The organism is Brevibacillus sp. JNUCC-41, from assembly GCF_014844095.1.
GTDB lineage: Bacteria > Bacillota > Bacilli > Bacillales > DSM-1321 > Peribacillus > Peribacillus aracenensis.
The window spans coordinates 1,110,932-1,131,105 of the sequence record NZ_CP062163.1 but is presented as its reverse complement, the minus strand read 5'-3'; the positions used below and the strand labels follow the sequence as shown (position 1 = coordinate 1,131,105).

Below are 20,174 nucleotides of genomic sequence, written 5' to 3'. Positions count from 1 at the left end.
AGTGACCATCGATCGAATTTGGTGGTCCTTTTTGAATTGGCATAGTAAATATGGGCAGCGTGCATATGAATACATGATTTTTAAAAGTACGGAATGTTTGCACAAATACAGGATTGCTTTACAATATTTGTTAGGTGGGAAGGGGGATTGAACGTTGATTATCAATAAGGTCACTTTGTATAGTCATGCATGGGATGAAATGCGGAATTTTTATATGGATGTGTTAGGATTTGAGTTACTATCGCAAACTGATGATGTTTTTGAAATGAAGGCAGGGGAAAGTGTGCTTGAAATCAAAAAATATCATCACAATGAAAAGCCTTTTTATCATTTTGCCATGAACATTCCAACCAATTTATTCACATCGGCAAAAGCATGGGCGAAATCAAAAGTGGAATTGACTAGAGAAGATGATTATGACGAAGTGTATTTCAGCTATTCTGATGCACATGCTTTTTATTTTACAGACCCTTCAGGCAACATTGTCGAGTTCATATCGAGATATTCCGTATCACCCAAATCCGAGGCTAGGTATTTTTCAGCTCAAAACGTCCTGTGCATCAGTGAAATAAACATTACGACAGATGAAGTAAGGGCTTTCGGAAACCAGTTGATCAGTAATGGTGTACCTGTAAGGAATGGTGAAGCAATAAGTGAAGATGGATTGAATTTCATGGGGGAACATGAAGCAGGTTCGTTTTTACTTTTAGGTCCAAGGAAACGGCGGTGGATTTTTTCGAATAAAGAGTCGGAAACCTTTCCGCTTTCAATAGTCATAAATCAGCAACTGGATATTTCAATAGATGGCAAAGGAGTTATGGAATTGAAAAAAGTGGAATGATATTTTGGTCAAACACTTCATTCGGCCCATTGTTGTATCTCCAAACCACCATTTAATCTTATTACTGGTTCAAGTAAAAACTTGTTACGATTAATATCCGTATTAAAAATCAGGAGAAAAATAAATTTTAAAAAGGCTATGATTAAGAAATAGCTGATATTTCGTCTTAAGCGATAAGGACAAAACATTAAATATATACTTGCTAACTTACTATTCTCGCAAACGTCAGTTAGCTGTATATATGTATATTTTTACTTATTAAATTCTCTAAACTCATCAATATAGAAAGCTACATAACCACAATTTGGGCATACAGATGCTTTAGGGTTTGCAGAAACACTACTGGAAATCCCTTTCTTTTGACTAATCTTTATCCCATTCATTCCGCCTTGAACATTCACTTTGCAATCATTTATCATTTCAGTTTGGCACTGATTGCAGATTCTTTTCATTAATACACTCCTTTTTTAAAATGAATAGAAACACTCAGAATCCGAACTTTATCATAACATAATCATTCAAAATAACTTATGATATATGGCCATTACATAAGGAAAGTCCTGCTCCTAGCAGGAAGAATAGATACAGCAAGTTTAGCAGTCTAAAAGAATGGAACAATACGATGAAATGTTCCTAGCCGAACATATAATAGCAGTGAATACTGCAGTATAACCCAAGGAGCCAGCCATGAAAAAAAGAAGTTTATTGATAGCTTGTGGCGTGATCGTTTTAGGGGTCATTGCCTCGATAGCATGGGTACCTCAAACCAAAGAGAAAGAGCTTGTAGGTAAAAGAGCATTTCCTCAGCATACAGTCTATCAAGCGGGTACGATAAAGCCTGACAATGTTTCACAGGAGGACTTGGATTCTGCCGTAGCGAATTTTTATAAAGCCTGGAAAAATGAATATCTTAAGCAGCCAGCTGCTGAAAGTGATCAATATTATATTTTTTACAATGATAAAGGATATGCAGAGCCCAAGAATGCAGTGACCGTCTCTGAAGCACACGGTTATGGGATGATGATAACGGCAATCATGGCAGGCAGCCAGGACAAACAATACTTCGATGGTCTTTATCGTTTTTATAAAGCCCATGGAAGTGATAATGACCCTTCCTTAATGGCATGGCAGCAAGTAAAGGATAAATCGGGAAAGATCATCAATACGCCAGGGGACGCCGATTCAGCAACTGATGGCGATATGGATATCGCCTATTCGTTGTTATTGGCCGATCGCCAGTGGGGAAGTGAAGGGGAAATCGACTATCTAGCCAGTGCAAAGGAGATCTTGGCTGCGATCATGTCGAATGAGATAAATCGGTCGCAGTCCCTGGTTAAACTAGGGGACTGGGCGGAAGATAAAGATGAGGTATACGGACGATCGACTCGTTCATCCGACCTTCTTCTCAATCATTTTAAGTCATTCGAGGCGGCAGCAGGGACTGATGAATGGAAAGATGTAACGGATAAGGCTTATGCGGTCATTCATTCGATTTATGAGGAGAAAAGCGGCAATACTGGCCTCATGCCGGACTTCATTGTACAATCCAGGGAAGAATATCAGCCGGCTCAAGCCAATTTTTTAGAAGGGGAGAATGACGGCAATTACAGCTGGAACAGCAGCAGGACACCTTGGCGCTATACAATCGATTACTTACTGACTGGTGATGAAAGAGCCCTGCCGCAATTAAAGAAGATGAATGATTGGATTAAAGCGGAAACCGATGGCAATCCTGATAATATCCAATCCGGCTATACGCTGAGCGGAAAAGCCGTGGAAGAAGGGAATAGTACAACCTTCGTTGCTCCATTCATGGTGAGTGCCATGGTTGATTCCTCCAACCAGAAATGGATCAACCAATTATGGGATAGGACGATACAGAAACAAGAAGATGATGACTATTTTGCCAATACGATAAAACTACAGACAATGATCGTGGCTTCAGGTAACTGGTGGGCGCCATGATTCAATGAAGAAACTCAATTAAAGAAGAGCAGGAGTTTGAAGAGAAGGATGAAAGTCACACCTTTCTTGATGTTCGAAGGAAATCCGGAAGGGAAAATTTTCATAAAATCAGACTTTTGGATTATTTTGGATGTTGCTATCCGAGGTCATACACAAAATTAAATATCTTTAACTTTGTATACAAAAAAAGGCAGCAAATACGGCTGCCTTTTATCATGCTCACATCAGTTTGCACTAATGATTTTCTGTGTACTTAGAATGTCTAAAAGTTAAAAAACTTTAACACATTCTAAAAAGCAGTAAAATTATTTGTTTATTTATTCTTGTTTCCTATCTAAAGTTAGTCTATAACAAGCCCTCGTAATGTCTCATATGACTTGTATCAAAATGCTTAACGTTGTAAATCCGCATTTTCCTGACGTTACCCCTTGTATAACAAGGTTTATCTAGTATCAAAAACTAAAATCAAAAATAAAGGAACAATATTTTGTATACATATGCCAGTTTCTACATAATTCCTGCATAACTGTTCTATATACTTTTTAGTGAAAGGAATGGTGAAACATGAGGAAAATAATATTAACGAGTATTGTTGTAAGTTTGGGCATACTTGGGGCTTGTAGCCAAGGAAGTAGTAACAATATGAAAGATATGGATCACTCTTCAATGGATATGAAAGGTATGGACCATTCTTCTATGGATATGAGCCATGAAACCATTACAGAATTAAAAAGCAGTCTTGGAGAAAATGAATTAACTTTTCCAAAAGTACTAAAACCAGATCAAGAGGATAACAATTCCATTTCATATACCATTCGAGCTCACCAAGGCACTTCAGAAATATTTGATGGAATTAAAACAAAAACATACGGATATAATGGGGATTTTTTGGGGCCAGTGATTCGAGTGGAAAAGGGAATGAAGGTCACCATCCATTTGGTGAATGATTTAAAGGAAGATACGACTTTCCATTGGCATGGTCTTGAAGTACCTGGTAACGAAGACGGGGGACCACATAAAGTGTTGAAACCAGGCGAGTCAGAAACAATTCACTTTACCGTCAAACAGGATGCTGCTACACTCTGGTTTCATCCACACCCTATGCATGAAACAGGAAAACAAGTATTTAAAGGCTTAGCTGGGTTACTTTATATTGATGATAAGAATAGTGGGAAATTAGATATTCCAAAAACATATGGTGAAGATGATTTTCCAATTATTCTTCAAGATAAAAAATTTACTGATGATAAACAACTTGATTATAACAAAGTAATGAATGAAGATGGGACAACAGGAGACACTCTTTTGATCAATGGGGTTGTCAATCCAAAACTAAAAGCTGATCGTGAAAAAGTTCGCTTGCGTATTTTAAATGGTTCCAATATGAGGGGTTACACTTTACACTTTGATAATAATATGGAATTTCAACAAATCGCAAGTGATGGTGGTTTCTTAAATAAGCCTAATTCAACAAAAGAGCTTGAAATTGCACCTGCTGAACGAGTTGAAGTTATCGTAGATTTAACAAAAGTGAAGGGAAATGAAGTTTCACTTGTTAATGAAGATAACGTAACTATTTTGCCTATTCATTTAAAAGAATCAGCAGATAATTCCAAAACGGCAAAAACTACAAAGTCATTAAATAACCTCGAAATTTCTAATGAAGTAAAGAATAAAGAGGTCACAAAAACAATCAAATTGGCTGGAATGGGAAAAGATGTGACAATTAATAATAAGAAGTTTGATGCAAATCGAATCGATTTTACACAGAAACAAAATGAAACCGAATTATGGGAAATCGAAAATATGAAAGATTCAATGGGAGGCATGAACCATCCATTCCACATTCACGGAACGCAATTCCAAGTTATATCGATTGATGGAAAAGAGCCTCCAGAAAATTTATCTGGATTAAAAGATACCATTTCCTTAAAACCGGGACAAAAAGCAAAAATTGCTGTTAAGTTCCCTGAAAAAGGAGTTTATATGTTCCATTGTCATATTCTCGAACATGAGGATAATGGAATGATGGGTCAAATTAAGGTGGATTAATGTCTAATTGTGGATTAAAAAATATATTTTTTTGAGTTTTGATATATTAAATAAATAGTTAACAATGACAAGGGAGGAGAATTAACTTAAATGAAATTAAAAGGATTTATCTTAACTTTGTTAGTAGTAGTTATACTAAATGCTTGCGCCAGCACAGGTAAAGATGAGGCAAAGCCCGTTAAATCAACAGATGATATTAAGACCTTAGTGAATGATTATAGTACAAAAAACAAAAATGCACAAAATGCCTCCATTACATCTCAACAACTCATTGTGACTGAAAATGATGGAAGTGAAACTTCCTATGATTTGCCCAAAGGCGAGTTTTTTGTTTCGATTGCACCTTACATTAATAAAACCCATCCATGCACGAATCATAGCTTGACAGGTTGTCAAGGTGAACTTGCAAATAAAGAGTTTAACTTATACATTGAAGATTTAGACGGGAATGTTATCCAGGACGAGGTAGTTAGCTCTCCATCTAATGGATTTATTGATTTGTGGCTACAGCAAGATAAAACCTTTCAGATCAAAATAGAGCACGACGGAAAAATGGCAGATTTAAAGCTCTCTACATTCGAAGGTGACCCAACATGTATTACAACGATGAAATTAATGTAGTGACAAATAAGACAAGGGGATAAGCTCTCTAGGCCTCATTTTGCTTTTTCATGTGAAAAAAGGATTGTCCTGTTAGTTATCAACTGAATGGCGGCTTTTATGAAGGAACTAAAGCCTAATTTCTCACTTCACTTACAACATAGAGAAATTAGGTTTTTTTATATTTAAATTGCGTTTAACGTGTAAATTCGAAAATAAAAAACAACGGATTATTTCATTCTGGTTATATTATTCGTGCTGACTTGGGAATGATAACCGTCATTGATTAAGAGGGAGTATATTTCCCTTTTGATATTAGGGGAGAAATTAGCCGCAATATATCAATAGTTGTTTTGATCCTTAATAAACAGGGAACAAATAGAATTAAAGTGGATAAGGAGATGAGTCTATGTTTCATTACACCGTAGAAACGAATCAATCAATCGGAGAATCAATGACAGTCTTAGAGGAAAAATTAAAAGAGGAAAAATTCGGTGTGCTTTGGCATTTTGATATCAAAGAAACTTTACAAAATAAGGGGTTTGAATTTGATCAACCCTATCATGTATTGGAAGTTTGTAACCCAAAAGAAGCGCAACGGGTATTATCAGAAAATCAAATGGTTGGCTATTTCTTGCCGTGTAAAATTGTTGTTTATGAAGATGGGGGCAAGACGAAAATAGGCATGCCAAGACCAACATCTTTAATTGAAATGGTCAGCGATTCCTCTATTAAAGGATTTGCCCAAGATATTGAAGACCGCTTAATTGCATGTATCGACCGGGTGGTGCAATAGCATAGTGTTGCAAGAGCTGAACCCTTGGGCGAGGATGGTATACTTTGTCCCAAGGGTCTTTTTTCATATATGAAGTTTATTCCGTCGCCTGAATAAGTTCCTCGGCTCCCGGAGTTAAATAATAATAAAGTCGTTTAATATATAATAAATTCCTTTAAAAACTCCATTTCGAAGTAAAGAGGATCTGTTACCTAACATTTTGTTTAATATAAATTTTTAATGGCGATTAAAGCAAGGGAGATAAAATTCATGTTAGAAGATATTGTGATTGTATGTATTAGTGGTCGAGCTGGGGTTGGTTAGTTCTCCATCAGGTATTACTAATTAAGAAACACATTACAACAGGAATTAGCCCAGAATTAGCCCCTTTAAGGGTAAATCCTAATAAGATATTAAGCTTCGTTCTACAAATCCAAGCTATCTAGCCTTAATTGGCCATAGTTATGGGGGCAGCATAGAAAAGGTACATGAACCGGGCAAGAGTTAGATGGATCCAGGATGAACCGTTTGTGTTGTATAGGAATTAATTATATATTAATCCTTGAGTACATTAATTCATGGATTAAGTATGATGATAAGAAAGCTCGGAGGAGAAGATCATGAAAAATATCAATACTGAACAAGAATACCGTGAACAAATCAATCAAGAGGGACTGACGGTCGGGGTTTTTACGACAACATGGTGTCCAGACTGCAAACGTTTAGACATGTTCATCGATGAAATCACACAAGAACATCAAGATAAACAGTGGTTTACAATCGATCGTGACGAGTTCCCAGAGATTTCTGAAGAGCAAACGGTAATGGGAATTCCATCACTATTAGTATTTAAGAATGGGGAAAAGGTTGCACATCTGCACAGTGCAAATGCTAAAACTCCAGAAGCGGTCAATGAATTTCTAAATGACCTATAAAAACCTTGAAAGGTGAACCCCTTATGATGCTGTCATAAAGGGGTTCACCTTTTTTTAGAAATTTTTTCTAAAATTAACTTGATTTCTAAGATGAAACGGGTTTTAATTATAGATATGGAATATCCATTATGGATATCAAACATCCACATAGATGCTGAAAGAGGTGAACGGATTTGCAATTAACAAAAGGGGTCGAGCAAGCTATATGCATCATTGTTATCCTCTCCACCCAGGATAAAAATGTACCGCTTTCGTCTAATGAGATCAGCAGACGATTGGAGGTGTCTCCTTCTTATTTGAAAAAAATCATAAGGAAACTGGTCGTTAAGCAGATAATCACTTCCGTTCCTGGTAATAATGGTGGCCTTACTCTTGCCAAAAGTGTAGATAAGATTAAAAACCTTGAAATTATTGAGGCGATGGAAGGCACGATTTCGATGTTTCCGGATACGGGACTTATAGAAAAAGCGTTTAAAGATGGAGAGTATGCAGAGAAAGGGATGGATGTCCTTCGTCGGATGTTTTCCCGGGCGGATCAACTTTTGATAGAGTTCTTTTCCAGCCAAACAGTGGCAGATTTGCTGAAAGAAAGCTTTGGCACCACGGACATACCGACTCTTAATTGGAATTCAACGTCATTGAGTGATGTACTGCGTGAAAAGAAAGGTGAAAAGAAGTGAACATGCTTAAACAAGAATGGAAGCTTTTCCTTACAAATCGAAAACTGGTCGGTGTCGCGATCGTTTTACTGTTCGTCCCGATTATTTATGGGGGGTTATTCCTTAGTTCCGCTTGGAATCCATACGGAAATACAGGCAAATTGCCTGTTGCAGTCGTGAATAAGGATATGAAGGCGGAATATGAGGGTAAAACCTTAACAGTCGGTAATGAGCTAATCGAGAATTTAAAGGACAATGATGATTTGGAATGGCATTTCGTATCGGAAAAAGCGGCGAAAAAAGGATTTGATGATGGTACATATTATATGGTCGTTACCATTCCGGAGGACTTTTCGAAAAATGCTGCAACCGTCATGGATGATAAGCCAAAAAAAATGAATTTGACGTATGACGTGAATCCTGGACGCAGTTTCGTTTCTGAAACGGTCGGAAAACAGGCAGCGAATAATTTGAAAACGGAAATTGCCGAAAGTGTCACAAAAGAATATGCGGAAGCGATTTTCTCCCAGTTTGATAAAATCGGAGAGGGTTTCAATGATGCAGCAGATGGGGCATCGAAACTGGATGATGGCGCAAAAAAACTGGATGATGGAAACAAAGAAGTGACGGAAAATCTGAATAAATTAGCTTCAAGCACATTAACTTTTAAAGATGGGGCGAATAAACTTCAAATCGGTGTCGGCGAGTTTATGGAAGGAGCCAACAAGCTTGAAAGTGGCGCGTCGGAATTAAATAAGGGAATTTCACAATATACTTCCGGTGTCGGTCAGTTGCAAAAGGGTGCGGACGAACTTGCATCAGGCACAGGGGAATTAACTAATAATAGTGAAGCACTTTTACAAGGTTCATCCCAACTTTCCACTGGGCTCGCCAAAGTGGTTCCAGGAGCGCAAACTTTAAATACGGGATTGGCACAAGCGCAAACAGGCAGTGCGAATTTGAATGATGGGTTGAATCAATTATCACAAAATGCAAGCCAGCTGACGGACCAATCGACAGGAATTCCAAAATTGGCATCAGGTCAGCAAAGTTTAAATGAAGGAATCAATAAACTGGCAGAAGGAAGCCAAGCGTTAAATGACGGCCTGAAAAAAATGGATGGCCAATTGCCCGCAGAAGAACAGATGGGTCAGCTTAAGCAAGGACTGACAAGCATTCAAAGCGGTGTAAATCAATTGCAAGAAGCGATTCCTGCAGGAAGCAGCGCGTCCGGTACCGTATCTGGCATTACTGAAGACCTCAATAACAGTCAGGCGGCCTTAACGGAACTTCAATCAACCATTGCGAATAATGGTCAGAGCACGATCAATGCCGTTCAAAACACGGAAGCGTTCAAAGGCATGACCAGTGAACAACAATCCGAATTAATCGGAGCCATTCAAAATGAACTTCAAAACCAAGCGGAGGCACAAAAACAAATCGCCTCGACTCTTGCTGCAAGTGTATCCGACTTATCAACGCAATTGAAGGAAAATGTAATGCCTGTATTGAATGGATTAGGCCAGCTTCCAGAACAAGTGGCCAATTTAAATAATGCGGTGAATAAAGTCAATCCAAACGCCGTTTCAGCGTTAAACGGATATACGGCAATAAGGAACGCACTGGAAGAACAATTGATTCCTGGTGCAACACAATTAAATGGCGGCTTGAATGAGGCTGTTGAAGGCAGCAATCAATTAACGGCGGCAACACAAAGTTTAAATGAACGGACACCGGAATTAGTGAAGGGGATCAACCAGTTAGCACAAGGCGGTTCCTCGTTGAATAATGGTCTATCAAAACTAACTGAGGGTTCTGGTCAGTTGGTAGATGGAGTTTCACAACTTCAAGCGGGGTCAACCTCCTTTGGGGATGGTCTTGAGAAGTATGCGTTCGGTGTTAGCCAAGTTGGCGAAGGGGCAAGCCAGCTTGCTAGCGGGGCCAATGAACTGAATGCCAACTCACCTGCCTTGAATGAGGGCTCATCAGCACTTGTTAAGGGCACTGAACAATTGGCAAGCAATCTGCCTACTTTAAGCAATGGAGTCATCCAGCTTGCCGATGGGGCAGGTAAGATCAATGAAGGTTCCTCGGCACTTGCTGAAGGATCCGGAAAATTGGGTGATGGCATATCCTCACTTAAAGATGGAACGGTCGAACTTTCGGATAAACTCGGTGATGGAGCAGAAGAAATAAGTGAAAACAAAACAACCGATGATAATTACAGCATGATTGCCGAACCGACACAGGTTAAAGAACAAAAAAGCAGTGACGTGCCGAATTATGGTCATGCACTGGCTCCTTATGTATTGTCTCTTGGCTTATTTGTAGGAGCGATTGCGTTCAATATGGGATTCCCGACAGGCTTGCCTTCCACAAGGCCTACTTCAGGAGTGGCATGGTGGTTCAGTAAATTTACGGTCCTGTTTATCCAAGCGACGCTTTCAGCATTAGTGTTGGATGCGATCATGATTTGGGGAATGGATTTACAGGTCGAGAACATGGGGCAATTCATTGGGGTTTCCATATTGACTTCCCTTACCTTCATGTTCATCGTCACCTTCTTGACCGTAGGATTTGGAAATCCGGGTCGTTTATTGGCGATGATATTCCTTGTATTACAGCTAGGTGCAAGCGGAGGAATGTTCCCTGTGGAACTGACCAATAACTTCTTCAGTCATGTTCACCCGTTCATACCAATGACATACTCTGTCATGGGCTTCCGTCAGGCGATGAGCACGAGCCTTGGAGCGGATGCATTGACAACGAGTATAGTGTTCCTTACTGGATGCATCATTGTCTTCAATCTACTACTATTGCTAACGATGGTCATCAAGAAGCGCAAAGAACACAATGTGGAGATGGAAGCATAAACTATTGGAAAAAACCCCCGGTGCAATGCGCCGGGGGTTTTTCTTCATTATGATGGTTCATCCGTGTCCTTTTCTTTATCGATGACTTTCAATCCATTTTCCCCTGAATGTTCAATCACATGTTTAAGGATGGATAATTTGTTATCCCAGAATTGATCGTAAAAAGAAAGCCACTGTTTCAATTCCGCTAAAGGTTCTGGCTGAAGCCGAAAGCGTTTCTCTCTGCCTACCTTCCGGCCACTGACCAATTCAGCTTCAGAAAGGATATGAAGATGCTTGGCAATCGCTGTACGGCTCATGGAAAAGTGAGAAGTGATTTCTGAAATGGGTAAATCCCCTTCAGCAAGCAATTGCAGGACCTTTCGGCGGGTTGGGTCGGCGATAGCCTGAAATACATCATGTTTTTCTGCTGCAGACACTTAGCCCTCAACAACCTTTTTAAGTTTTGCATGAACAATCTGTTCCCAGCCATGATCCATTCTCTCGCGAATCACTGAGCTTTTTTCATTCGGTTTCGGAAGAATCGTTTCAGGCTCTTTCCAACCACCATGAATAAGGGTGAACTCCGTTTTGCCGTCCAGTTCTTTTAAAATGAAGGAAATGAACCAACCGTCCGTATCCCAACTGAATGAAAGACGATGAGGAGCATCTAACTCCGTTACCTTACAAGGAGATGGACCAAAAGGTGATTGCACATGGAACTCATGTCCCACTTTCGGTTGAAAATCATTTGGCATGAACCATGAAGCTATGCCCTCTGCAGTCGAAACTGTATCCCAAACTTGTTGGATAGGGGCTTCAAGAATAACTGTCTTCTTGATGTCCTGTAGTGTATGTTGATTTTCCATACTGATTCTCCTTTTTAACTGAAATATATGAAACCAATTGGTTTCGCTTTGTTGATTATATAAAACCTTTTGGTTTCATGTCAATAATTTGTTTCAAGTGATTCCTTTTTATTCATTGCAGGATGCTTAATTACCCAATTCTTCAATTTGTTTTGCCAATACTGTTATATTATCGATTGAATTCATTATCTCTGAATCTTCCAATGCCTTAGGATCAATTTGGCCATTTTCAATATTATTCAGATATAATTCAATTCCATCTGAAAGCTGTTGATTCGAGCTGACGATCTTCTCATGGATGCCTTCAGCGATTTGGGGTGGTTCCATTGCATTGAATTCTTCAATCTCCGTTTTCATCAATTCCAGTTCTTTTTCAAGATTTGCTCTTGCTTCTCCATTCGTTACGGCGTCCTGTGACAAAGCAGGCACCTCATTGGCAAATTCCTTAACGGTATTTACATACTCCGTCGCATGATCTGCATACTCCAATGATGAATTGACTTCTTCTAAAGCTGAGCATCCGCTTAATGTAAGTATGGACAGTAGAGCAATGGTCATTATTTTTTTCATATATGCCTCCAATGTGATTTTTTTATGGTAAGGATCAGATGGGCAGGAATCTTTTTTTATAAATCGCTGCAATGGAATTCAGTATGAAGCTGGGGATCTTCTTCGGAAAAAATGACTTCGAATAGAAAAGGTGAAATGCACTTTTCAAGTCGTGCCACTGATTGCAGGATTTCACTTGCTTAAACCTTGCAACGTCAATGATCTTCACCTTTTTTTCGGAGGTGATGAAGATGTTTCGTAAATGGATATCCGAAGGGTTCAATCCTTCTTTCCTGGCCAATTGCAGGGCATGGTCTATCTCCGCGATGTTTTCTTCCGTTATCGGGATTCCCAATGTTAAGCATTCAAAAAGAGTGTTGCCTTCAATGTGATCTATAACCAGGTAATTTACCCCCGCATCATATAGGGTTGGATAGTATTCGATGGATTGGACGGTTTTGTATATTTCAGCTTCAACTGTAGCTGTGTGAGTATGATCCGGGAAAAACACTTTTAGTGCCTTATTGGTGGAATGTATTTTGAATACATATGCGCTTCGGCCTTTTCCGATAAGTGATAAAGATGGGTCGGCATCAAGCAATATATGCTTTTTATCATCGGAAATCTTAACGCTTTGAGCTAACTCATTATAGTTCTGCATACTTTTCACCTCTATTGTGCAATTTTTCGAATCAAAAAAGACGGTATGACCGATTATTGGTCATACCGTCTTTTAAAAATCAAAAGAACTCACCAAATAATCGGCAAGGTCTTGCAAACAACTAAAATCAGTTGCCAATAAAGCCGAGGATTCGATCCTGTACTGACGACTTTATTGTATAGCTACTCCCCTTAACAGAAGGATTCTTATAAGTTATATACAGTAATTATATAGGTTATTGCCTCGATCCGTCAAATATAAGGAACGTGTGCCCACCCTTTATATATATTCAGTAAAGGCAGAAAGATGCTCGTCTCAAAAGCATTAATTTGAGTGGTCAGTAATTATATCAATATACTTTATATTGTTCATTTGCTTGCCAGGTGCCCCTCGTTGCAAATGTTTCTATTTTATTACTTAAATGTCTAATAGTTTACTATTGTATTACAATCTCCTTTATCTCCCTATAGATCTAACGGAATATGATATATTTTAGACGAATGAGCATTTATGCCTATATTATTATACTTATTTTAACCGATATTTAAATAAATGTTAAAAATATAATTCTTTAGTAGGGAGAATGAGATGAAGAAATTAATTATACCAACTTTCTGTTTTGCAGTGTTGTCCACGGTTGCTTTCGAAGAAAAAATATCTGCAGCTCCACTACAGGCGGAACAGGCGAATATAGGGGACGTCATGTTTGTACATGTAAGTTCCGGTGCCCTCAATATGAGAAAAAACGGGGCGGATGATGCAAGCATCGTTGCAAAGCTGGCAAATGGCACACAGGTAACGGTGTATTCGGAGTCCAAAGGCTGGGCGAAGATCAAAGCCAATGGAAAAGAAGGATATGTCAGTACGAAGTATTTATCGGCAACGAAGCCAGGGACTTTAATGAAAACTGCAGTAACCACTAAAACGACAACAAAATATGTGAATATGAGCACGGGTTCACTGAATATGCGAAAAAGTGGCAGTGATAGTGCCAGCATAGTCGCAAAGCTGACAAGAGGCACACAGGTAACGGTGTATTCGGAGTCCAAAGGCTGGGCGAAGATCAAAGCCAATGGAAAAGATGGATATGTCAGTACGAAGTATCTATCATCAACGAAACCAGGAACGGTAACCAAAGCTGAGGCAACAGTTAAAACGACAACAAAATATGTGAATGTAAGCACAGGTGCACTGAATATGCGGAAAAGCGGGACAGACAGTGCCAGCATAGTCGCAAAGCTGACAAGAGGCACACAGGTAACGGTGTATTCGGAGTCCAAAGGCTGGGCGAAGATCAAAGCCAATGGAAAAGAAGGATATGTCAGCGCGAAGTATCTATCATCAACGAAACCAGGAACGGTGACCAAAGCTGAGGTAACGGCTAAAACGGCAACGAAATATGTGAATGTAAGCACAGGTTCACTGAATATGCGGAAAAGTGGAAAAGCTACCGCAAGTATTGTCGCCATCCTTTCAAAAGGGACGAAAGTGACGGTCTATTCGGAAGCTAATGGCTGGGCGAAAGTCAAAGCCAATGGAAAGGATGGATATGTCAGCGCGAAGTATCTATCATCAACGAAACCAGGAACGGTAACCAAAGCTGAGGTAACGGCTAAAGCGGCAACGAAATATGTGAATGTGAGCACGGGTTCCCTCAATATGCGAAAAAGTGGAAAAGCTACCGCAAGCGTTGTCGCCATCCTTTCAAAAGGGACGAAAGTGACGGTCTATTCGGAAGCTAATGGCTGGGCGAAAGTCAAAGCCAATGGAAAGGACGGATATGTCAGCACCAAATATCTATCGACGGCAAAGCCAGGAACGGGATCAACGACAGTAACGCCTGAAAAAACGACGACGAAATATGTCACGGGTTCCCTCAATATGCGAAAAAGTGGAAAAGCTACCGCAAGCATAGTCGCCATCCTTTCAAAAGGAACGAAAGTGACGGTGTATTCGGAATCCAATGGCTGGGCGAAAGTCAAAGCCAATGGAAAGGACGGATATGTCAGCACCAAATATCTATCGACGGCAAAGCCAGGAACGGGATCAACGACAGTAACGCCTGAAAAAACGACGACGAAATATGTAAACGTAAGCTCTGGAACGCTCAATATGAGAAAAAGCGGATCGGAAAGTGCGAACATAGTCGCAAAGCTTTCAAAAGGAACGAAAGTGACGGTCTATTCGGAATCCAAAGGTTGGGCCAAAGTCAAAGCAAATGGAAAAGACGGCCACGTCAGTGCCAAATATCTATCGACAACAAAACCAGGATCGGGATCAACGGCAGTAACGCCTGAAAAAACGACGACGAAATATGTAAACGTAAGCTCTGGAACGCTCAATATGAGAAAAAGCGGGTCGGAAAGCGCGAGTATTGTCGCAAAGCTGTCAAAAGGAACGGAAGTGACGGTCTATTCGGAATCCAAAGGTTGGGCGAAGATCAAGGCCAATGGGATTGAGGGGTATGTCAGTACTGACTTTCTTTCAACGACAAAACCTGAAATGGACTCCAAACCAACCATACCTGAAAAAACGACAACGAAATATGTAAATGTCAGCTCGGGTTCACTGAATATGCGGAATAAGCCGTCAGAAAGTGCTTCCGTCATTGTGAAATTGGCAAGGGGTGTAGAGGTAGAAGTCATCTCGGAATCAAATGGCTGGTCAAAAGTTAAAGCGTATGGCGGAGAAGGTTATGTCAATTCGCAATATCTATCAGCAACGAAGCCTGGTTCTTTACCGGGGCAGAATCCGGACGGAGAAGAAAACACGTTAGTTAAATATGTAAATGTGAATGATGGCTCCAGTCTGAATATGCGGTCACAAGCATCAGCTTCCGCTTCAATTATAACCAAGCTTGTAAACAATACGGCCGTAACGGTGTATTCAGAATCCGATGGCTGGTCAAGAGTCACGGCCAATGGAAAAACGGGATATGTCAGTACGCAATATTTAACGGTCAAAGCACCGGAAGGTCCAGGAAGTTCGAATGGATCGATAATCAGGATCGATAAAGAATATGATCTTACGATGGAAAAAATGGTTGAAATTCAAATGGCCGTAAATGGTCAAACGGATAAAAATTATAAAACCTACATACGAGAAGATGGATTAACTTTAATCAATTCTACAAAAGGTACGGTTAAAGGAACCGGTTGGCGTGTCAGGGGCGGAGCTGGATCTAACTATTGGGTAGTCGGTCCTGTCAGCAATAATCAATCATTGAATATTAAATCAAAAGTAAAGGGCTCTGACGGATACTATTGGTATGAGGTGGATTATAACAAGACATGGGTAAATGCCAGCCCGGAAGATATAGAATATAATCTTAACCCCAATAATTTTGTGGATGATCCAATCAAATCATTCCAATTCGTCAAGCTCTCCCAAGTCACCAACATGGACGTTTCTGAAGTGAATAATAGAATCCTTTCAGGTAAAGGGATTCTGCAAGGCCAAGCTGCAACCTTCACTGCGGCAGGGGAGAAATATGGGGTCAATGAAATCTACCTGATTTCACATGCTTTGCTGGAGACCGGGAATGGCACATCACCGTTAGCGACTGGCGTAAAGGTTAACGGGAAAACGGTCTATAATATGTATGGAGTGGGAGCATTTGACGGAACGGCGCTAAGCAGCGGCGCTCAATACGCCTATAATGCTGGCTGGTTCACTCCGGAGGCGGCCATCATAGGCGGTGCCGAATTCATCGCCAAAGGATATATCTCTGCTGGACAGGACACGCTTTACAAAATGAGATGGAATCCTACGGCTGCAGAGAAATATGGATATGCTTCACACCAGTATGCGACTGATATTGGCTGGGCAACAAAACAAGTGAAACAGATTTATAATTTGTATAGTTTACTAGATTCCTATAAATTGACCATTGAAGTTCCTAAGTATAAATAATAATGGTAAAAAAACACATGAGTCCGACTCATGTGTTTTTTTGCTATTTGATTTTATCCTTTTCCAGAATACCCCTAACGACATCCTCGATCGTTACCACTCCCAATGCCTTTTCCAAGGCAAGCTCCGCAACTGAAAAGATGGGTTCTATTGTCTTTTGTATATTTCTTCCAACAGTGCATGCTGGATTAGGATTTTCATGGATTCCAAATAATTCTTTATCCGAGGCAACGTTGACAGCCTGATAAACATCAAGCAAAGTGATATCCGATAATTCCTTGGCCAAAGTTGCTCCGGCGATACCCGGACGAACGTTCACTAAACCTGCATTCTTCAGCATGCCGGTGATTTTTCTGATTAAGGCTGGGTTGGTGTTTACACTTTTTGCAATAAAATCAGAAGTGTTAACGCCTTCTTTGTTTATTTCTAAAAGAGATAATATATGGATTCCTACGGAAAAGCGGGTACTGATGGACATCTCTTTTTTCTCTCCTTTAAAATCTCTATTCTTATATAGTATAAATTATTTAACATGTAATTCAAGTGGTTACAAGTTATAATGGCCTGCAAGAATAATATTTATCCATTAACCGTATCCTTGTCAAGTAACGCCGTTTCTGCAAAGGCAAAAATAAAAAGTATGTGTAATTGACAAACCAGCATGGTGAAACTTATATTATAACGTGTAAATGAATCAGTTACAGGTGAAAGCAACAGGAGGGGGGAACCGGAATCGGCCGCTATGGCTGGAGAAGGAATATCGACACAACTACAAGTGATGGAGGTATATGATGGCTAATAAAAAAAAGGGTAATCAAAAACAATCTTCTGCATTCACGTTTTGGATGATAGGGTTAATTGCTGTAATCATTATTGGCTTTATATTTTTGGCAAATGGGAAGGACGAAGATACAGCCGTTAAAGAAATCGATTATAAATCACAGCCTTATTTGGGTGAAAAATCAGCACCTGTCCAAATAGTCGAATTTGGTGACTATAAATGTCCAGTATGTAAGACATTCGAGGAGCAATTCTTTCCTTCCATACAAAGCGAATTGATTGATACAGGAAAAGCGCAATTTTATTTCATGAATTATTCGTTCATTAACGTCGATTCAACCAGATCCGCTAAATTTGCGGAAAGTGTTTATCAGGAATTAGGAAATGATACCTTTTGGAAATTCCATGAGCTTCTGTACGATAAGCAGCCAGAGGACCTGAAATATGAAAAGGAAGATGTGTTTACGGACAAATTCCTAGAAGAAACATTGAAAGAAATCGCAAATGCCAAAGATGTGAAAAAAGTCGTTTCCTCTTTTAAAGCAGGCAATTCCGAGGACCAATGGAAAAAGGATATGGATTTGGCCGACGAATTAGGCGTTTCCGGAACTCCTTCCCTATTTGTAAATGGCAAGAAGTTTGAAGGAAATACAATTGATGATTTAGAGAAAATGGTTGATGATGCAGCGAAGGAGAAATAGTGATGAACAAGCCACTATTATTTTCTTGGATCCTATCAATCATCGCCACTGCTGGAAGTCTCTACTTTAGTGAGATTCTCCATTATGTACCCTGTACCTTTTGTTGGTATCAACGGATCTTGATGTACCCGCTCATTATTTTATTGGGACGTGCCTTTTATGAGCAAGACCTAAAAATTTACCGATACATCCTCCCATTATCGATTTTGGGCATGTTGGTGTCAGGATATCACTATAGTCTGCAAAAAATCCCAGCATTAAAGCAGTTCGAAATGTGTCAAAGCGGTGTTCCCTGCTCAGGTGAATATATAAATTGGTTAGGATTCATCACGATCCCGTTTTTGGCCTTTATCGCGTTTACTCTAATCACTATCTGCATGGGACTGCTAATGAAAAAGAAAAACAGCTAATTTAAGCGCACCATTCTAAAAGGAATGGTGCTTTTTTATATATATCGACGAAAAATCAGGATAGATCTCCGGAACCTGCAAAATATCGACGAAGAAACCGAATATTTCTCAGGAAATAGGAATATATCGATGAAAAACCGTAATAGATCTCCGGAACCTGAAATATATCGACAAAAAATCGTGATAGATCTCCGAAATCTGCAAAATATCGACGAAAAACCAGAATATATGTCCGAAACCTGCAATATCTCGACGAAAAATCAGGATAGATCTCCGGAACCTGAAATATATCGACGAAAAACCAGAATATATCTCCGGAATCTGCAAAATATCGACGAAAAATCAGGATATATGTCCGAAACCTGCAATATATCAACGAAAAATCAGGATATATGTCCGAAGCCTGCAATATATCAACGAAAAACCAGAATATATGTCCGAAATCTGCGATATATCGACGAAAAACCAGGATATATCTCCGGAACCTGAAATGTATCGACGAAAAACCAGAATATATCTCCGAAATCTGCAAAATATCGACGAAAAATCATGATAGATCTCCGGAACCTGAAATATATCGACGAAAAACCAGAATATATGTCCGAAATCTGCAATATATCTCCGAAACTGAATATATCTCCGAACTCCTCTAAATAATAAAGTTGACAAAACAGCAACCTGTAACTTATATTATTACATGTAATCAATTAAGTTACAATTAAAGTTCCAAAAACAATATATAGGAGGAATTTAAAATGAAAATCGGTATTATTGGTGCGAGCGGAAAAGCTGGAAGTCTGATTTTAAAGGAAGCATTGACTAGGGGACATGATGTTACGGCCATTGTCAGGGATGAAGCTAAAGTCCAAATTCAAGGAGCATCCGTACTGGAAAAAGACGTATTCGATCTGAAAGCTGAAGATATTAATGGATTCGATGTGGTAGTGAATGCATTTGGCGCGGCTCCAGGGAAAGAACATCTGCATGTCGAGGCAGGAAAAATCTTGATTGAGGCCATGAAAGGGGCTCCTCAAACTAAACTGATCGTTGTTGGCGGAGCTGGAAGTCTTTTCGTTGACGAGGCAAAAACGATCCGCGTATTGGATACGCCTGAGTTCCCTAAAGAGTACTATGCAACAGCCTATAATCAATCCAAGAACCTTGGCGATTTACAAAATGCCACTGGCATCCAATGGACGTTCATCAGTCCTTCCGCTTTCTTTGATCCGCAAGGAAATAGAACAGGTGGGTATACATTGGGTAAAGACAACCTTCTTGTAAACTCAAAGGGTGAAAGCTATGTAAGTTATGCCGATTTTGCCCTTGCGGTACTTGATGAAATTGAAAACCCGCAGCACCTCAACCAACGCTTTACCGTTGTTGCCGAAGCTGAATAATTTAGTGGACGTCGCTCCTTGTGGTGACGTCCATTTTTTTTGCGTTGAAATGGATGAATTATGGCAGGCTGTTGATTGCAACAGATCCGGATGCAGCCGACTTGTTAAAAACGAATGAATTGATAAATGGAACTAAATGTCCAGGTCCTTGGACCTATTAGTCATATAGTGGAAAAAAATAAGGCCTTTTCCTGAAATATCGAGGAATGGCCTTAT

The 20,174-nt window shown here is 39.7% G+C and carries 19 protein-coding genes; 13 read left to right on the top strand and 6 right to left on the bottom strand.

The genetic code is table 11. The annotated features are described in order from the left end of the window. Positions 1-154: 154 nt before the first annotated feature. Positions 155-841, top strand: coding sequence for a VOC family protein (locus tag JNUCC41_RS05570; RefSeq protein ID WP_192206749.1), 687 nt, complete (start codon positions 155-157; stop codon positions 839-841). 251 nt (positions 842-1,092) lie between these two features. Here JNUCC41_RS05570 and JNUCC41_RS05565 read toward each other — a convergent pair whose 3' ends face one another. Beyond that, on the bottom strand, positions 1,093-1,293 hold the full coding sequence (locus tag JNUCC41_RS05565) for a nucleic acid-binding protein (protein ID WP_192206748.1): 201 nt from the start codon (positions 1,291-1,293) through the stop codon (positions 1,093-1,095). Positions 1,294-1,528: 235 nt separating this feature from the next. Between JNUCC41_RS05565 and JNUCC41_RS05560 the strand changes: the two genes are divergently transcribed. The 7 genes from JNUCC41_RS05560 to JNUCC41_RS05530 all read left to right on the top strand — a co-directional run bounded on the left by JNUCC41_RS05560 (position 1,529) and on the right by JNUCC41_RS05530 (position 10,700). After that, the gene (locus tag JNUCC41_RS05560) at positions 1,529-2,806 is read left to right on the top strand and encodes a family 8 glycosyl hydrolase (protein ID WP_192206747.1); all 1,278 of its coding nucleotides are present in this window, start codon (positions 1,529-1,531) and stop codon (positions 2,804-2,806) included. Between the two features lie 564 nt (positions 2,807-3,370). Continuing rightward, positions 3,371-4,858: a multicopper oxidase family protein gene (locus JNUCC41_RS05555; RefSeq protein ID WP_192206746.1), complete on the top strand. Its 1,488-nt coding sequence runs from the start codon at positions 3,371-3,373 to the stop codon at positions 4,856-4,858. A 90-nt stretch (positions 4,859-4,948) separates the two neighbouring features. Then, positions 4,949-5,479 (top strand): CueP family metal-binding protein, encoded by a 531-nt coding sequence (locus JNUCC41_RS05550; protein ID WP_192206745.1) that lies wholly within the window; start codon positions 4,949-4,951, stop codon positions 5,477-5,479. A gap of 388 nt (positions 5,480-5,867) precedes the next feature. Continuing rightward, complete coding sequence (locus JNUCC41_RS05545) at positions 5,868-6,254, top strand: DUF302 domain-containing protein (RefSeq protein WP_192206744.1); 387 nt, start codon at positions 5,868-5,870, stop codon at positions 6,252-6,254. 599 nt (positions 6,255-6,853) lie between these two features. Continuing rightward, positions 6,854-7,168 (top strand): thioredoxin family protein, encoded by a 315-nt coding sequence (locus JNUCC41_RS05540; RefSeq protein WP_192206743.1) that lies wholly within the window; start codon positions 6,854-6,856, stop codon positions 7,166-7,168. A gap of 173 nt (positions 7,169-7,341) precedes the next feature. Beyond that, the gene (locus tag JNUCC41_RS05535) at positions 7,342-7,848 is read left to right on the top strand and encodes an RrF2 family transcriptional regulator (RefSeq protein ID WP_192206742.1); all 507 of its coding nucleotides are present in this window, start codon (positions 7,342-7,344) and stop codon (positions 7,846-7,848) included. A 2-nt stretch (positions 7,849-7,850) separates the two neighbouring features. Beyond that, positions 7,851-10,700, top strand: a complete 2,850-nt coding sequence (locus JNUCC41_RS05530; RefSeq protein WP_228467632.1) for a YhgE/Pip domain-containing protein — start codon at positions 7,851-7,853, stop codon at positions 10,698-10,700. 47 nt (positions 10,701-10,747) lie between these two features. On the opposite strand, the gene JNUCC41_RS05525 is transcribed toward JNUCC41_RS05530, so the two are convergent. The 4 genes from JNUCC41_RS05525 to JNUCC41_RS05510 all read right to left on the bottom strand — a co-directional run bounded on the left by JNUCC41_RS05525 (position 10,748) and on the right by JNUCC41_RS05510 (position 12,758). Continuing rightward, positions 10,748-11,119, bottom strand: coding sequence for an ArsR/SmtB family transcription factor (locus JNUCC41_RS05525; protein ID WP_192206740.1), 372 nt, complete (start codon positions 11,117-11,119; stop codon positions 10,748-10,750). Then, positions 11,120-11,548, bottom strand: coding sequence for an SRPBCC family protein (locus JNUCC41_RS05520; protein WP_192206739.1), 429 nt, complete (start codon positions 11,546-11,548; stop codon positions 11,120-11,122). A 126-nt stretch (positions 11,549-11,674) separates the two neighbouring features. Then, positions 11,675-12,118, bottom strand: coding sequence for a DUF6376 family protein (locus JNUCC41_RS05515; RefSeq protein ID WP_192206738.1), 444 nt, complete (start codon positions 12,116-12,118; stop codon positions 11,675-11,677). A gap of 34 nt (positions 12,119-12,152) precedes the next feature. Next, on the bottom strand, positions 12,153-12,758 hold the full coding sequence (locus JNUCC41_RS05510) for a protein kinase family protein (RefSeq protein WP_192206737.1): 606 nt from the start codon (positions 12,756-12,758) through the stop codon (positions 12,153-12,155). A 588-nt stretch (positions 12,759-13,346) separates the two neighbouring features. Between JNUCC41_RS05510 and JNUCC41_RS05505 the strand changes: the two genes are divergently transcribed. Then, positions 13,347-16,670 carry an SH3 domain-containing protein gene (locus JNUCC41_RS05505; RefSeq protein WP_192206736.1) on the top strand — a complete coding sequence of 1,108 codons (3,324 nt, stop codon included), beginning with the start codon at positions 13,347-13,349 and terminating at the stop codon, positions 16,668-16,670. 43 nt (positions 16,671-16,713) lie between these two features. Here the strand turns inward: JNUCC41_RS05505 and JNUCC41_RS05500 are convergent, their stop codons facing one another. Beyond that, the gene (locus JNUCC41_RS05500) at positions 16,714-17,148 is read right to left on the bottom strand and encodes an Rrf2 family transcriptional regulator (RefSeq protein ID WP_192206735.1); all 435 of its coding nucleotides are present in this window, start codon (positions 17,146-17,148) and stop codon (positions 16,714-16,716) included. Between the two features lie 313 nt (positions 17,149-17,461). Here JNUCC41_RS05500 and JNUCC41_RS05495 point away from each other — a divergent pair, with 313 nt between their 5' ends. The 4 genes from JNUCC41_RS05495 (at position 17,462) to JNUCC41_RS05480 (ending at position 20,119) form a co-directional block, all read left to right on the top strand. Beyond that, positions 17,462-18,151 carry a DsbA family protein gene (locus JNUCC41_RS05495; RefSeq protein WP_192206734.1) on the top strand — a complete coding sequence of 230 codons (690 nt, stop codon included), beginning with the start codon at positions 17,462-17,464 and terminating at the stop codon, positions 18,149-18,151. A gap of 2 nt (positions 18,152-18,153) precedes the next feature. Further along, positions 18,154-18,561, top strand: a complete 408-nt coding sequence (locus JNUCC41_RS05490) for a disulfide oxidoreductase (RefSeq protein WP_192206733.1) — start codon at positions 18,154-18,156, stop codon at positions 18,559-18,561. Between the two features lie 755 nt (positions 18,562-19,316). Beyond that, complete coding sequence (locus tag JNUCC41_RS05485; RefSeq protein WP_192206732.1) at positions 19,317-19,958, top strand: NAD(P)-dependent oxidoreductase; 642 nt, start codon at positions 19,317-19,319, stop codon at positions 19,956-19,958. 20 nt (positions 19,959-19,978) lie between these two features. Next, complete coding sequence (locus tag JNUCC41_RS05480; protein WP_192206731.1) at positions 19,979-20,119, top strand: hypothetical protein; 141 nt, start codon at positions 19,979-19,981, stop codon at positions 20,117-20,119. The last annotated feature ends 55 nt before the right edge of the window (positions 20,120-20,174 follow it).

Excerpts from the sequence above, each read along its gene's own strand:
- JNUCC41_RS05485 (WP_192206732.1), top strand. The coding sequence starts at position 19,317 with ATGAAAATCGGTATTATTGGTGCGAGCGGAAAAGCTGGAAGTCTGATT.
- JNUCC41_RS05500 (WP_192206735.1), bottom strand. The coding sequence starts at position 17,148 with ATGTCCATCAGTACCCGCTTTTCCGTAGGAATCCATATATTATCTCTT.
- JNUCC41_RS05540 (WP_192206743.1), top strand. The coding sequence starts at position 6,854 with ATGAAAAATATCAATACTGAACAAGAATACCGTGAACAAATCAATCAA.
- JNUCC41_RS05490 (WP_192206733.1), top strand. The coding sequence starts at position 18,154 with ATGAACAAGCCACTATTATTTTCTTGGATCCTATCAATCATCGCCACT.
- JNUCC41_RS05565 (WP_192206748.1), bottom strand. The coding sequence starts at position 1,293 with ATGAAAAGAATCTGCAATCAGTGCCAAACTGAAATGATAAATGATTGC.
- JNUCC41_RS05520 (WP_192206739.1), bottom strand. The coding sequence starts at position 11,548 with ATGGAAAATCAACATACACTACAGGACATCAAGAAGACAGTTATTCTT.
- JNUCC41_RS05505 (WP_192206736.1), top strand. The coding sequence starts at position 13,347 with ATGAAGAAATTAATTATACCAACTTTCTGTTTTGCAGTGTTGTCCACG.
- JNUCC41_RS05530 (WP_228467632.1), top strand. The coding sequence starts at position 7,851 with ATGCTTAAACAAGAATGGAAGCTTTTCCTTACAAATCGAAAACTGGTC.
- JNUCC41_RS05560 (WP_192206747.1), top strand. The coding sequence starts at position 1,529 with ATGAAAAAAAGAAGTTTATTGATAGCTTGTGGCGTGATCGTTTTAGGG.
- JNUCC41_RS05510 (WP_192206737.1), bottom strand. The coding sequence starts at position 12,758 with ATGCAGAACTATAATGAGTTAGCTCAAAGCGTTAAGATTTCCGATGAT.
- JNUCC41_RS05555 (WP_192206746.1), top strand. The coding sequence starts at position 3,371 with ATGAGGAAAATAATATTAACGAGTATTGTTGTAAGTTTGGGCATACTT.
- JNUCC41_RS05515 (WP_192206738.1), bottom strand. The coding sequence starts at position 12,118 with ATGAAAAAAATAATGACCATTGCTCTACTGTCCATACTTACATTAAGC.
- JNUCC41_RS05495 (WP_192206734.1), top strand. The coding sequence starts at position 17,462 with ATGGCTAATAAAAAAAAGGGTAATCAAAAACAATCTTCTGCATTCACG.
- JNUCC41_RS05545 (WP_192206744.1), top strand. The coding sequence starts at position 5,868 with ATGTTTCATTACACCGTAGAAACGAATCAATCAATCGGAGAATCAATG.
- JNUCC41_RS05550 (WP_192206745.1), top strand. The coding sequence starts at position 4,949 with ATGAAATTAAAAGGATTTATCTTAACTTTGTTAGTAGTAGTTATACTA.